The 12,917-nt window shown below is 34.3% G+C and carries 14 protein-coding genes and 1 pseudogene; 9 read left to right on the top strand and 6 right to left on the bottom strand.

Annotated features, from left to right (window positions below):
* Positions 1-737 precede the first annotated feature (737 nt).
* Positions 738-1,568, top strand: a complete 831-nt coding sequence (locus tag AM499_RS08880) for an STAS domain-containing protein (RefSeq protein ID WP_053589871.1) — start codon at positions 738-740, stop codon at positions 1,566-1,568.
* 272 nt (positions 1,569-1,840) lie between these two features.
* Here AM499_RS08880 and AM499_RS21655 read toward each other — a convergent pair whose 3' ends face one another.
* The 3 genes from AM499_RS21655 to lexA all read right to left on the bottom strand — a co-directional run bounded on the left by AM499_RS21655 (position 1,841) and on the right by lexA (position 3,785).
* Positions 1,841-1,999 (bottom strand): hypothetical protein, encoded by a 159-nt coding sequence (locus tag AM499_RS21655; protein WP_156316778.1) that lies wholly within the window; start codon positions 1,997-1,999, stop codon positions 1,841-1,843.
* Between the two features lie 112 nt (positions 2,000-2,111).
* Positions 2,112-2,303: a hypothetical protein gene (locus AM499_RS08875; protein ID WP_053589870.1), complete on the bottom strand. Its 192-nt coding sequence runs from the start codon at positions 2,301-2,303 to the stop codon at positions 2,112-2,114.
* A gap of 861 nt (positions 2,304-3,164) precedes the next feature.
* Positions 3,165-3,785, bottom strand: coding sequence for a transcriptional repressor LexA (gene lexA / locus AM499_RS08870; RefSeq protein WP_053589869.1), 621 nt, complete (start codon positions 3,783-3,785; stop codon positions 3,165-3,167).
* A gap of 167 nt (positions 3,786-3,952) precedes the next feature.
* Here lexA and yneA point away from each other — a divergent pair, with 167 nt between their 5' ends.
* From yneA to AM499_RS08845, 5 genes are all read left to right on the top strand, one after another.
* A complete protein-coding gene (yneA, locus tag AM499_RS08865) occupies positions 3,953-4,270 on the top strand; it encodes a cell division suppressor protein YneA (protein ID WP_053589868.1) in 318 nt (105 codons plus the stop codon).
* On the top strand, positions 4,267-4,914 hold the full coding sequence (locus AM499_RS08860) for a YneB family resolvase-like protein (RefSeq protein WP_053589867.1): 648 nt from the start codon (positions 4,267-4,269) through the stop codon (positions 4,912-4,914). The genes yneA and AM499_RS08860 overlap by 4 nt, the downstream gene beginning before the upstream one ends.
* Before the next feature lie 65 nt (positions 4,915-4,979).
* Positions 4,980-5,213 carry a DUF896 domain-containing protein gene (locus AM499_RS08855; protein WP_053589866.1) on the top strand — a complete coding sequence of 78 codons (234 nt, stop codon included), beginning with the start codon at positions 4,980-4,982 and terminating at the stop codon, positions 5,211-5,213.
* Positions 5,214-5,298: 85 nt separating this feature from the next.
* The gene (gene tkt / locus AM499_RS08850) at positions 5,299-7,299 is read left to right on the top strand and encodes a transketolase (protein WP_053589865.1); all 2,001 of its coding nucleotides are present in this window, start codon (positions 5,299-5,301) and stop codon (positions 7,297-7,299) included.
* A 219-nt stretch (positions 7,300-7,518) separates the two neighbouring features.
* Positions 7,519-7,740: a YneF family protein gene (locus AM499_RS08845; RefSeq protein WP_053589864.1), complete on the top strand. Its 222-nt coding sequence runs from the start codon at positions 7,519-7,521 to the stop codon at positions 7,738-7,740.
* A 21-nt stretch (positions 7,741-7,761) separates the two neighbouring features.
* Here AM499_RS08845 and AM499_RS08840 read toward each other — a convergent pair whose 3' ends face one another.
* Together AM499_RS08840 and AM499_RS08835 are read right to left on the bottom strand one after the other, a co-directional pair.
* A complete protein-coding gene (locus tag AM499_RS08840; RefSeq protein ID WP_053589863.1) occupies positions 7,762-8,691 on the bottom strand; it encodes an alpha/beta hydrolase in 930 nt (309 codons plus the stop codon).
* 11 nt (positions 8,692-8,702) lie between these two features.
* The gene (locus tag AM499_RS08835; RefSeq protein ID WP_053589862.1) at positions 8,703-9,599 is read right to left on the bottom strand and encodes a hydroxymethylglutaryl-CoA lyase; all 897 of its coding nucleotides are present in this window, start codon (positions 9,597-9,599) and stop codon (positions 8,703-8,705) included.
* Between the two features lie 84 nt (positions 9,600-9,683).
* Between AM499_RS08835 and AM499_RS08830 the strand changes: the two genes are divergently transcribed.
* The 3 genes from AM499_RS08830 to AM499_RS08820 all read left to right on the top strand — a co-directional run bounded on the left by AM499_RS08830 (position 9,684) and on the right by AM499_RS08820 (position 12,178).
* A complete protein-coding gene (locus AM499_RS08830) occupies positions 9,684-10,865 on the top strand; it encodes an acetyl-CoA C-acetyltransferase (RefSeq protein WP_053589861.1) in 1,182 nt (393 codons plus the stop codon).
* Between the two features lie 18 nt (positions 10,866-10,883).
* The gene (locus tag AM499_RS08825) at positions 10,884-11,135 is read left to right on the top strand and encodes a YqkE family protein (RefSeq protein ID WP_053589860.1); all 252 of its coding nucleotides are present in this window, start codon (positions 10,884-10,886) and stop codon (positions 11,133-11,135) included.
* 359 nt (positions 11,136-11,494) lie between these two features.
* Positions 11,495-12,178, top strand: a complete 684-nt coding sequence (locus AM499_RS08820) for an HAD family hydrolase (protein WP_053592144.1) — start codon at positions 11,495-11,497, stop codon at positions 12,176-12,178.
* A 107-nt stretch (positions 12,179-12,285) separates the two neighbouring features.
* Here the strand turns inward: AM499_RS08820 and AM499_RS21340 are convergent.
* A pseudogene (locus AM499_RS21340) lies at positions 12,286-12,824 on the bottom strand (transposase); the annotation flags it as partial.
* Positions 12,825-12,917 lie beyond the last annotated feature (93 nt).

Here is a 12,917-nt window from a genome sequence, read left to right as displayed (position 1 = left end):
AAAATGCCGACCACCTGTCGTAAATCTGTCAACCTTCCGGTGTTGCTGGCAGTTCTTTTAATTTATGTGCCGCACACCAATGTAAAGAGCTGCCAATCAGACGTATACGCCTTTTTGGTTAACCCCGTTATTAAACTTAGACGAAGTCTTAGAAACTATAGTTAATATTGGAAACAAAGGGTTTTGTATAATTGGGGATAAAGATCAAGTTTATAAGGAAGAGTTATATGATAGATTGATACAAAACAAAAATTTAACTTCACAATTAATTTCTGGTGTTAATCATAGCCTAGACTATAACGATGATATTATTAACTCGATAGATGTTCTAAAAAATATAATTATAGACATAGATAAATTTTTATCTGAAGACTTTTAAGTACTTTTTATTCTGCATTACAGAAAAGCGGTGCAAACAATTATTGCTTGCACTGCTTTTAAAGTTTATTAATTTTATTAAACTATTCCATATTATTGCCTTTGGATAAAAACTAGCTATTTACTGGAATTCTAATCGATACAGCATAGAAGATAAGCTTCCACTGAAGCGAGTGGAGAAGGTAGGGAGCTAGCTAATTATTAACTGGAACAGCACAAAATTTAATAGTACACATTCATAGGATGGCGGTTCTTTTGGAAAGATGAAACTCTTATTTTTTTAGATTATTAAATTATTACAAACTCTTATGCATTTGCTATACTTGAGTACAAAGCAATAATAAAGTAGGAGGAACGGAATGATTCGCAATAAATTATTATATGACTTTCTTCGTGAAAGAACATGGTTAATAACAGAGCGTTGGTATGCAACACTTAATAAAGATCAAAAAGGAATATACGGTACCTTAAATCCAGAAGAAATAGATAAGCTTAAAAAACAGAATCATAGATTTCAAGAAAAGTTTGTTTATTTATTTAATGAGCCAAGTGAAGAATTCTTAGAAATCTTTGATGATTTTGTGGAAACTGTCGTAGAAGATGAAGGGCATCAGAAGACTCCTTTAACTGAGATAATCGGGGAATTCTTTCGTCAGCAATACTTATATTTAGAATTAATAGAAGAATTTGTTGAACAGTATCCAGAAGAACTTACAATTAAACAAATTTTTACATGTCATAGTGCAATTATTGAAACGATTAATGGAGTCATACTAAAATTTAGTAATGAATTTATAAGACAAACAGAAAGTCGTTTAATTGCTCATCAAGAAATGATAATGGAACTAAGTGCACCAATTATCGAATTGGTTAATAAGACAGCAGTATTGCCGTTAGTAGGAGAGATTGATACGAACAGGGCAAAGGTGATGCTAGAGCAGGTGTTAAAGCAATGTGCTGATTCTCACATCCGCCATTTGTATATTGATTTATCTGGTGTTCCAGTAGTGGATACAATGGTTGCACAGCAACTATTTCATATGATTGATGCATTAAAGTTGATTGGAGTTACATCAAGCCTATCTGGGTTACGTCCAAGTATTGCTCAAACAACTGTACAACTCGGGATAGACTTTTCCAATATAGATACACATTCTACGATAGAACAAGCTATGAGAAAACATAAATAAATATAACAGAGCTCTATTGGAGGGCTCTTTTTTGTTTTAAATAAAATGTTAAATAACAGTTCTTTATAACAATTATGTAGAAAATTTTTTCACCTAACACTTTAAATCGAAAAGAGATGTATGTTATTTACTGCATAAATGTATATGCTGCGAAGTTGTATATTAGAGGATTAAAATTATCTATAAAAAAACTCTGAGTTATTTGTGAGGAAAGATATGGAGCATTATTTAATCAAAGATGCTAAGGTTGTATTGTTTTTAATAAGTTAGTATTAATTTATAGGATAGGAATCTTGTTCATTTTGTTGTAAAATAGCCAAAGCTTCTTTTAAAAGATTAATATCTTGTAGTATTAGTTCTTTAATAGAAGAATTTTCACAATTTCTATAATCCTCTAACAAATAATTTAGCTCATTCTTGATGAAAATCATAAGACATTTCTCCTTTTAAAGCTTCTTTTACACCCTCATTATGAACTATTTTTAGGGAAAAAGAAATAGTAAATATTAAAGTTATGTGCCCTACATAATGTAGGGCGTAGTACTATGGCTTTAATCGCTGTTCTTCAATCCACCAATCAATATGTTCTAGATTAAAAACAAGCATAGTGGAAAGAGGTTTTTGATGAGGTATCTCTTTTTTTAATATTAAATCATTAATTTTTGATTCAGACATTGGAAAATTTACTGAATCAAGATACTCTACTAAGCTTTTAATACCATAGATTTTTTTCAATTAATCACCTCCCACCAAGCTCTCTTTTCTGTAAAGAAATCTTAGAGTTAGGTATTAAGTGAAATATGAACTAACTTAAATGTACCCTATATTTTTAATTTTACTCCTTTTATTTTTTGAAAATTACATTTAGAAAAAATCTAGTTTTATCTTTTTAAATTGGGGTATATAAATATAGAGAAACAAATGTGATCTCCCTTCATTTTTCTCATATATATTTGACTTAAAAGATTGTCAGATATGGTCTCACTCATAATAGAGTGAGACTATTTTTTTATGTCTAATTATTGATAGAAAAAATGAAAAAAGAAAAATATATTCACTTAATAGACTTACATTAGTCCTTCTCCTATCCATTACATGTGAATGGAAGGCTAACAAAGGAATAGACTTTGGTAGCGATAGAAGTCCATTAGTCAGAGCTTCTGAGTTGGTTAAAGTTTTTACAAGATCTGTCGTTTAGAGAAGTTGTACCTTTTAATGAAGAAGCAATAAACCTATAAAATCGCTTGCGATTTTGGCTTTGCTAGTTATTGTTATATTAATGATTATTAAATTTAAAATATACATTTATCTATTTTGAATAGGAATAATAGCGCTGAGAAAGATACTACTCCTTTAGATGAAGTCTTTATAAATGAAATAATAGTACTTACTAGAATAAAACTATAGACAAACACATATTAATAGAATTATGTATCCAAGCTTATATTCTTTATAAAAAGACAAAAACCCCTCGACCAAGAGGTCAAGGAGTTTTTTCGATGATCTAAACAAAAATGTCCACTTTTTGTTTAGATATGATATCGGCTCTACGTAATCATACGGATTATAACTCTATCTGTCAAGTCAACCATGAATCTATTGAATGTGACGATAAACACCTACAACTTTTCCTAGTATAGTTACTGAGTTGACGATAATTGGATCCATTGAGGAGTTTTCAGGTTGTAACCTGAAAAAAGATTTTTCTTTGAAAAAACGTTTTACAGTTGCTTCATCGTCCTCTGTCATTGCAACTACAATTTCACCATTGTTAGCAGATTGTTGTTGTTTTACTACAACATAATCTCCATTTAATATGCCTGCTTCAATCATACTGTCACCCATAATTTCAAGCATAAACAAATGATCGTCAGATGTACCAAACGTTTCAGGAAGAGGGAAGAATTCTTCAACATTTTCAATTGCTGTTATTGGAAGTCCCGCTGTTACTTTACCAACTAACGGTACATGAACAACACCTTGTCTTTCTATAGTAGCGCTTGTACCATCAAGAATTTCGATGGCACGAGGTTTTGTAGGATCTCTTCTTATCAATCCTTTGCTTTCTAATCTTGCTAAATGACCGTGTACTGTAGAGCTAGAAGCGAGTCCAACCGCTTCACCTATTTCACGTACGGAAGGTGGATATCCTTTTTTTCGCACTTCTTCTTTTATGAATGCTAATATATCTTCTTGTCGTTTAGATGCTTTCTTCAATACCTTCACCTCTTTTTATTATAGAACTGTTTTTTCTTATTTATAGTATATCAGCCTATATAATGAAATGCAAACATAGGTTCTAAAAGTTGTTGACAAAAACATGTGTTCGTTTTAATATAAGAACATACATGCCGAACAAACATTCTATAAAAGGGGTAATTTAAATGAAATTGTTAGCAAAAAATTATTTTCTTACTTTATTTTTAGGATTAAGCGTAACTTTCATCTTATCAATTGTTATTATAAACTCTCAAGTTGCTGAAGAAGAATATAAAATAAAAGTAGAACCAGGTGATTCATTGTGGGCGCTTGCTGATAAGTTTCAATCCGAAAAATCAAGAGATGCATGGATCAATGAAGTAATGAATTTAAATAATTTACATTCTGCACATATAAAAGCAGGAGATGTATTAATAATTCCGAATGAAACGGAACATTTTCATTTGGATAATTCCACAGAGTTAGCAGGGGATAGTGAATGAAAGCGGTAATATATTGTCGAGTTAGTACTGAAAAAGAGACACAGGAATCGTCTCTAGTAAGACAAGAGGAAGAACTAACCGGCTTTGCACTTGCTCAAGGGTATGAGATAGCAAGAATATTTACAGATCAGCATAGTGGTTACGATATGGAAAGAGAAGGGTTACTTGATTTATTGTCCTTTATTAAAGAAGAAGAAATAAAAGCTGTATTTGTTCAAGATGAGACTCGAATAGGTCGTGGCAATGGAAGGATGGCAGTTTTACATTTACTTCAGAAAACAAATACTTCTGTCTTTACACTTCAAGATAAAGGAGTATTAAATTTAAATGAAATGGACTCTATGCTTTTAGAAATTTTGGCTCTAGTTGAAGAATATCAACGTAAATTGCATAATGCTAAAATTAAGCGTGGAATGAAACGTGCAGTATCGCAAGGGTTTCGTCCAGAAAAGAATTTAAAGATGCGAGGAAATCAAGAAGGTAGAGAACGAATTGAAGTCCCAGTTGATGAAATCGTAAGATTGCGTAATGCTGGGTTGACGTTTGAAGAAATTGCTTCCACATTAAAAGGTTTAGGTTTTGATATAAGTAAAGCAACAGTACATAGACGATATATTGAATTTATTGAAACACATGGAGGGTAAAGGCTTGCACTCTGTGTGTTTTTTCCTTACCTTTATATAAGAATAAAATATAAAGGGTGATTGTTATGCTTAGTAAGGAAAAACTAGCAAGAATTGGTGAACTATCTAGAAAATCAAAGTCTTCTGGATTATCTGTTGAGGAAGCAAAAGAACAAAGTTCATTAAGAAAAGAATATTTAGAGACATTTCGTGCAACAATGAGAGATACAATTGAAAGTGTGAAAATTGTGGATCCCGCAGGTAATGATGTGACACCACTTAAGGTGCAACAAGCTAAAAAAGGAAAATTTCTGAATTAATCAATCATTAAGAAACCATTGATAATGCAAAGATTGTTGTCTAAACTATAGATATAGAAAAAATTAGCTTGAGAGGATGTCAAATATGTCACTTCAATCAGATTTACTTGCAATTAATACTATTCGTACTTTATCAATTGATGCTATAGATAAAGCGAATTCTGGTCATCCAGGTTTACCAATGGGAGCAGCTCCAATGGCTTACACGCTTTGGACAAAGCATTTACGACATAACCCAAATAATCCTAATTGGTTCAATCGTGATCGATTTGTTTTATCTGCGGGTCATGGTTCTATGCTTCTGTATAGTCTATTACACCTTGGTGGATATGATCTTCCTATGGAAGAGATTAAAAACTTTAGACAGTGGAATTCTAAAACTCCAGGACATCCAGAGTTTGGTCACACGGCAGGGGTAGAAGCAACAACAGGACCTCTTGGACAAGGTATCGGAATGGCTGTTGGAATGGCAATGGCAGAGGCTCATTTAGCAGCTTCTTATAATAAACCAAATTATGAAGTGGTTGATCATTATACGTATGCTCTTTGCGGAGATGGAGATTTAATGGAAGGTGTAGCAGCAGAAGCGATTTCACTTGCTGGACATTTGCAATTAAGTAAATTAATTGTTCTTTATGATAGTAATGATATTTCTTTAGATGGAGATTTGAATAAATCTTTCTCAGAAAAAGTAGAGAAACGTTTTGAATCTTACGGATGGAATTATATTTTTGTAAAAGATGGTAATGATTTAGAAGAGATATCTGCAGCAATTGAAAAAGCTAAAGCGCAAAATGATAAACCAACACTTATTGAAGTTAAAACAGTAATAGGGTTTGGTTCACCAAATAGAGCGGGTAAATCAGATGCTCATGGTATGCCATTAGGTAAAGACGAAACATTATTAGCGAAAGCATCTTATAAATGGTCGTTTGAGGCGGACTTCCATGTACCAGATGAAGTATACGAAACGTTTAAAGAAGCGTCAAAACGATTAGGTGTTGAACAAGAAAGTGCTTGGAATGAAAAGTTCCATGCTTACTCTAATGAATTTCCTGAACTTGCAGATACATTAAAACGTGCGATAAATGGGGAATTACCTGAGAACTTTGATGAAGCTATGAAAGTATATGAGGAAGGCTCATCTCATGCAACTCGTTCAGCATCTGGTGATGCAATTAATGCAATAGCTCAAAATTTACCTTCCTTCTTTGGAGGAAGCGCGGACTTAGCTGGCTCCAATAAAACGACAATTAAAAATGCTGGAGATTTTTCTCCACTAAATTACGAAGGTAAGAACATTTGGTTTGGTGTTCGTGAATTTGCAATGGGTGCTGCTCTAAATGGAATGGCATTACATGGTGGACTCCATGTATTTGGTGGTACTTTCTTTGTGTTCAGTGATTATGTAAGACCTGCAATTCGATTATCTGCTCTTATGGGACTTCCTGTAACATATGTGTTCACACATGACAGTATCGCTGTTGGGGAAGATGGTCCGACACATGAGCCAGTTGAACATTTAGCTTCTTTACGAGCAATGCCAGGATTATCTGTCATTCGTCCAGCTGATGCAAATGAAACGAAAGAAGCATGGAAGCTTGCAGTATCTTCTAAAAACAAGCCAACAATTCTTGTTCTTTCAAGACAGAATCTACCAACACTTAAAGGTTCTGTGGAGAAAGCGAGTGAGGGTGTTTCAAGAGGTGCCTATGTAATTTCTCCTAATGAACAAGCGGAAGCTATCTTACTTGCTACTGGATCAGAAGTTAGCCTTGCGATTGAAGCGCAAGAGGTTCTTGCGAAGGATGGAATACAAGTTTCGGTTGTGTCTATGCCTTCATGGGACTTATTTGAACAACAGGACAGTGAATATAAAAAATCTGTATTACCTTCACAATTAACTAAACGCCTCGCTATTGAAATGGGAGCATCTCTTGGTTGGCATCGATATGTTGGATTTGAGGGAGATGTCATAGCGATTGATAAATTTGGCGCAAGTGCTCCGGGCGAAATCGTTATGAAAGAATATGGTTTCTCGGTTGAGAATGTCGTTTCCAAAATGAAAAACTTGCTTGAAAAGTAATAGATACTTTAAAGCAATTCGAATACTTACATCGTAAAGTATTCGAATTGCTTTTTATCTTTGTAGGACAAACAATTCTAGAAAGTTAATCTCACTGGAAAATGTTATATTTAGTCTAAATTACTTTTTTTGAATTTATATAGTCTGGATAAAGAATCTATAGTATAATTTTCATTGGTGTCTTGTACACGTAGACAAGAACGTAAAGGAGGAGAAAGTATGCAAACTTGGATTTGGATTGTTATTGTAATCGTTGCATTAATTGCTGGAGCTGCAATAGGCTTTTATGCTGCACGTCAATATATGATGAAATATTTAAAAGAAAATCCACCTATTAATGAACAAATGCTTCGTATGATGATGGCACAAATGGGTCGCAAGCCTTCTGAGAAACAAGTAAAACAAATGATGAATCAAATGAATAAAATGCAAAACAAATAAAAGCACTCCATTGAGTGCTTTTTATTTGTTTAATAAATTATTTTGTTGTAAAAAGTCCGCAACAACTTGTTCGTATTCCTCGCCATTTTCATTGAAAGATTTTGCATGTGCCCCAATATCAAAAAGCTTTAATGACTTAGGACCTTTTTTCTTTTCGTACAATTCTTCTGTCATTACCGGAAGAATAAAATCATCCTCTAAACTATGAATAAACAACATCGGTTTCTCTATTTGATCCACCACATCGATCGGAGATACAAGATTTAATGTATAACCATCTCGCATTTTTAAAAATAAGTTAGCGAAGCGAATAGCTAAGCTGGATCGAAGAGGGGTTGTTTGTCGCATAATATGAAGAACTTGTTCTTCAAAATTTGAAAAAGAACAATCGGAAATATAGAAATCAGCATCATCTATTATGGAGCCTGCATATAGTATCATAGTCGCAGCACCCATTGATTCTCCGTGTATCCCTATGATGGCATTTTCTCCAGCACGTTCTCTTACTGCTTCTACAATAGATTGCAAATCAATTTTTTCATAAAATCCAAAACTTGTTGTTTTTCCACCAGAATCTCCATGCCTACGATGATCATAAACGACACTGTTAAATCCTAATCGTTCAAACATGCGAACAAAACGAAGAGAATTAATTTTATTTTCTGTTACTCCATGACATATAATTACGTAATTATTTGTTTGAAGCGGTTCTACAAAAATAGCTTTAAGCGAATATCCATTTATCGATTCAATCCACTTCTCTGTTTTATTCACAGCACGAAACCAAGCTTCGTCTAATCGTTTTGATGTTATCTCTCTATTGAGTATAAAGTCATCTTCTTTTTTCTTCATATACATTAGTTTATTAGTGACAAAATAACCAAAAACAGTGGCAGTAGCTGTTAAAATACTAGTTAACAAACTCGTCCATATGATTACACGTTTTTTCATTGCATCAACCCCTATTTGCTTTTAACTAGTTTATACATACCGGTCTCAATTGGTCTAGACACAAAAGGAGCAACTGAATCAACAGCTTCAATTAATAAATCAAGGTTAATATCCGTTTCAATATCCATTTGATGTAGCATATTCACGACATCCTCAGTTGCTACATTTCCCGTAGCACCCGGCGCAAATGGACATCCGCCTAAACCACCAGCTGAACTATCAAAACGATCAACCCCTGCTTGGAGTGCAGCAAATATATTAGCTATACCCATTTTTCGTGTATCATGGAAATGTGCAGTGATAAGTGTTTCAGGAAATTCTCTTTTCAGTCGTTCAAACAGTATATAACTTTCTTTTGGATTAGCCATACCTATTGTGTCTGCAACACTTAATTCATTTACTCCCCAAGAAACAAATTCTCTACATAACTCGATAGTTTTATTGGGGTCAATTAATCCTTCATATGGACAATAAAAAGCAGTGGAAATGCAAGCACGTACAAAATGATCCTCATTAACTAGAACTTCCACAAGCGGTTTGAGTCCGATCATACTCTCTTCGGTCGTTTTATTGATATTTTTTTTATTAAATGTATTTGATACCCCTACAAATACCGCAAAATTATTTGCCCCCGCTTGTTTTGCGAGTTCAATTCCTTTTTCATTAGGTGTTAAAACAAATTGCCTTCCAAATTTAGTGGTATTACCTACTATTTCTTTTGCATCCTTCATTTGTGGAACCCATTTGGGTGATACAAATGATGTGAGCTCCATTTCCTTTACACCAGCTTTTTGAAGTTTCTCGATAAACTCTAATTTAACTTCAGTTGGTACTTCATTTTTTTCGTTCTGTAATCCATCTCTCGGACCGACCTCGATAATTGTCACTTTTTTTGGTAAACTGAACATAATCATCCCTCCATCTATATTGTAAGGAATGGATGGTTAAACAAGCAAATTTTATTTTAGGGGATTAAGAGGAGGAGTTTAACTGTGACAAACGAAGTAGTTATTGTAAGTGCTGTTAGGACAGCAATCGGATCTTTCCAAGGGGCACTGAAAGATATACCTGCAACAAAATTAGGTGCTATTGTTATTGAAAAAGCGTTAGAAAAAGCAGGGATCGCTAAGGATTCTGTAGATGAAGTTATTATGGGAAATGTCCTGCAAGCGGGCTTAGGACAAAATCCAGCAAGACAAGCTTCGATTCAAGCAGGATTACCAGTTGCTGTTTCAGCATTAACAATAAACAAAGTATGCGGTTCAGGTCTTAAAGCAATCCATCTTGCATCTCAAGCTATTATCGCAGGAGATGCAGATATAATAGTAGCAGGTGGAATGGAAAATATGAGCCAAGCTCCTTATCTATTAAAAAATGCTAGAGATGGTTTCCGAATGGGAGATCAAAAAGTCGTAGACAGTATGATTTCTGATGGTTTGTGGTGTGCGTTTAACGATTATCATATGGGGATAACAGCTGAAAATCTTTGTGACCAATTCAATATTACAAGAGAAGAGCAAGATTCATTTTCCGCACGTTCCCAAGCTCGTGCAGCAAAAGCAATTGAAGAGGGAAAATTTGTGGATGAGATTGTTCCAGTAGAAATTCCTCAACGAAAAGGAGATTCAATCATATTTGATACCGATGAATATCCGAAAAAAGGGTCCACTCAAGAAAAATTAAGTACTTTACGCCCAGCTTTTAAAAAGGATGGTTCTGTAACGGCAGGAAATGCTTCCGGAATAAATGATGGTGCAGCAGCGGTAGTTGTTATGTCTAAAGCAAAAGCAGACGAATTGGGCATAAAACCATTAGCTACGATTGTTGCAAATGCATCTGCTGGGGTAGATCCAAGTGTTATGGGTATTGGTCCAGTGGAAGCAGTGAAAAAGGTTCTAAAAAAATCCAACCTTTCACTAGCGGATATCGATTTAATTGAAGCAAATGAAGCCTTTGCTGCGCAGTCGATTGCTGTAGATAGAGAGCTTTCATTTGATCATGATAAACTAAACGTTAATGGTGGTGCTATTGCTTTAGGCCATCCAATCGGAGCAAGTGGAGCAAGAATTTTTGTTTCTTTACTTCATGAAATGGAGAAAAAGGATGCAAAAACTGGATTAGCGACACTTTGTATCGGTGGAGGACAAGGGGTAGCTACAATTATTAAGCGTTAATAAAAGAAGGTGAAACATTTGGCAAAGAAAAAACAAAGACAGCCTGTTAAGCCAGCTGTTCAAAAAGAAGAAGGAAATGGTTTGTTTGATCAACTTTCCTCTGATGTGCTTGCTAAACTAAAAGAAACAAAGAAACAATTAGTGGCAGAAGAGCAAGAAAAAGAGGAAGAACGACAAGCAATGCTTGCATTTGAAAAAAAGCAAAGAGAGAAGAACAAATCATTTGCAGAATTACTAGATGAGTATGGGGACAGCGGTTCAAAGTTTTAATAGAAGAGCTATTCGCTTCGGCGGATAGGTCTTTTATTTATTTTTATGATTGTGGTCCTATGAATTGACAAGTGCATAAAAGGTAGAATGTAAGGTGGAGGAAACAATGCTTATCTTTTAAACCCTCTTTTAACCAATAGTTACTCTATAGTGGTAATATAAATTAAATTAACAAAAAATAATATAATCTATCATTAGTAAAGGGGAACTATATGACTTTTATCGTATGGATAGCTTTGGCAGTGGCAGCTGGAGCAATGTTTGAAGCCACAATTTAGAGAAAAGATTCAACGATTTAGAGGTAGAGGTGGAACTCCTTAAGTATGAGGATAGAAAAAGAAAAGAAAGGGGTAGTACAAATGATTAAGGCAATCATTTTTGATCTTGATGGAACGTTGTTAAACCGTGATGAATCAGTAAGGAATTTTATTGACGATCAATACGAGCGGTTTAAAAAATGGGTAGGCGATATTCCAAAAGATACATATACGAAAAGATTTATTGAGTTAGATTGCAGTGGTTATGTATGGAAAGATAAGGTCTATCAACAATTAGTGAGTGAGCTAGAGATAGAGGGAATTGACTGGCAGTACTTATTACAAGATTATATTTCTCAATTTCCGAATCATTGTGTTCCATTTCCTAATGTATTAAGCATGCTGGAAAAACTCCAAAAAAATAATTTAGTTTTAGGAATGATTACGAATGGATTTGGGGACTTTCAGATGAATAATTTGAAGGCATTGGGCATAGAAAAGTATTTCAAGGCTATCCTCGTGTCTGAATGGGAAGGAATTAAAAAACCAGATCCAGAGATATTTGAAAGAGCATTAAAAAAACTCCAAGTAAATCCGAACGAAAGTATATTTGTTGGTGACCATCCGGAAAATGATGTCATAGCATCTAGAAACGTTGGTATGATTAGCATTTGGAAGAAAGACTATCAATGGGATACATTTGTAACAGAACTATATGTAAATGATTTAGCTGAACTTCCTTCTATTATTGAAGAGGTAAGAACAAATCTATGTAAAGGAAAATAATATCATTTGCAAATTATTCAATTCGTTTTAAGAATGAATACATGTCCAGCTGTAGAAAAAGTACCCCGAGAGTTCGTCTCTCACCTTGATTTCCTTCATTTCATCACGTACTTCTCCGGGGGAAACGGCTTTTTTCCGTTTTCTTCACGATCTAGATTCAGCTCTTCTTGAAGCTTTTCCTCGTAGGCACGTGTTTCTTTCGTTACGATCTTCTTGCCATACTCGCGTTTAATAGCACTCGCCTTCACATGAGTTGAATCAATGAATACATGGTCTTCTGATAATAGACCACGGTCCATAATCTCTTTTAAGATGCGATTTGTTCAAAGATGTCGGTCTCTTGAAAACGACGTTCGTAGTTCTTAACGAAGGTTGAGAAGTGTGGTATTTCTGTATGAAAACCAAATCCTAAAAACCAGCGATACGCCATATTCGTTTCAATCTCTTTTATTGTTTGGAGCATCGAACGGATTCCAAATGTATATTGAATAAACGTCATTTTAAATAACACAACGGGATCAATACTTGGTCGCCCAGTAGCAGAGTAAAGATGTTCTACTAATGGATAAATGAAATGGAAATCAATCTCGGCATCTAATTTACGGACCAAATGGTCCTTCGGTACAAGCTGCTCAATCGTTAGCATTTCAAGTTATTCACGTTCATTGATTTGGTTTTTAGTGATCATGATATTCAACACCTTAACGTCTTAGAAGATTTAGAAACTCAACACTTTTTA

The organism is Bacillus sp. FJAT-22090, assembly GCF_001278755.1.
Classification (GTDB): Bacteria; Bacillota; Bacilli; order Bacillales_A; family Planococcaceae; genus Psychrobacillus.
The sequence above is the reverse complement of the archived record's forward strand: the minus strand, read 5'-3'. Positions and strand labels throughout refer to the sequence as shown.

Bases quoted from the DNA above. Each gene is read 5' to 3' on its own strand.
- AM499_RS08880 (WP_053589871.1), top strand. From the start codon at position 738: ATGATTCGCAATAAATTATTATATGACTTTCTTCGTGAAAGAACATGG.
- AM499_RS21655 (WP_156316778.1), bottom strand. From the start codon at position 1,999: ATGATTTTCATCAAGAATGAGCTAAATTATTTGTTAGAGGATTATAGA.
- yneA (WP_053589868.1), top strand. From the start codon at position 3,953: ATGAAATTGTTAGCAAAAAATTATTTTCTTACTTTATTTTTAGGATTA.
- AM499_RS08860 (WP_053589867.1), top strand. From the start codon at position 4,267: ATGAAAGCGGTAATATATTGTCGAGTTAGTACTGAAAAAGAGACACAG.
- AM499_RS08855 (WP_053589866.1), top strand. From the start codon at position 4,980: ATGCTTAGTAAGGAAAAACTAGCAAGAATTGGTGAACTATCTAGAAAA.
- tkt (WP_053589865.1), top strand. From the start codon at position 5,299: ATGTCACTTCAATCAGATTTACTTGCAATTAATACTATTCGTACTTTA.
- AM499_RS08845 (WP_053589864.1), top strand. From the start codon at position 7,519: ATGCAAACTTGGATTTGGATTGTTATTGTAATCGTTGCATTAATTGCT.
- AM499_RS08840 (WP_053589863.1), bottom strand. From the start codon at position 8,691: ATGAAAAAACGTGTAATCATATGGACGAGTTTGTTAACTAGTATTTTA.
- AM499_RS08835 (WP_053589862.1), bottom strand. From the start codon at position 9,599: ATGTTCAGTTTACCAAAAAAAGTGACAATTATCGAGGTCGGTCCGAGA.
- AM499_RS08820 (WP_053592144.1), top strand. From the start codon at position 11,495: ATGATTAAGGCAATCATTTTTGATCTTGATGGAACGTTGTTAAACCGT.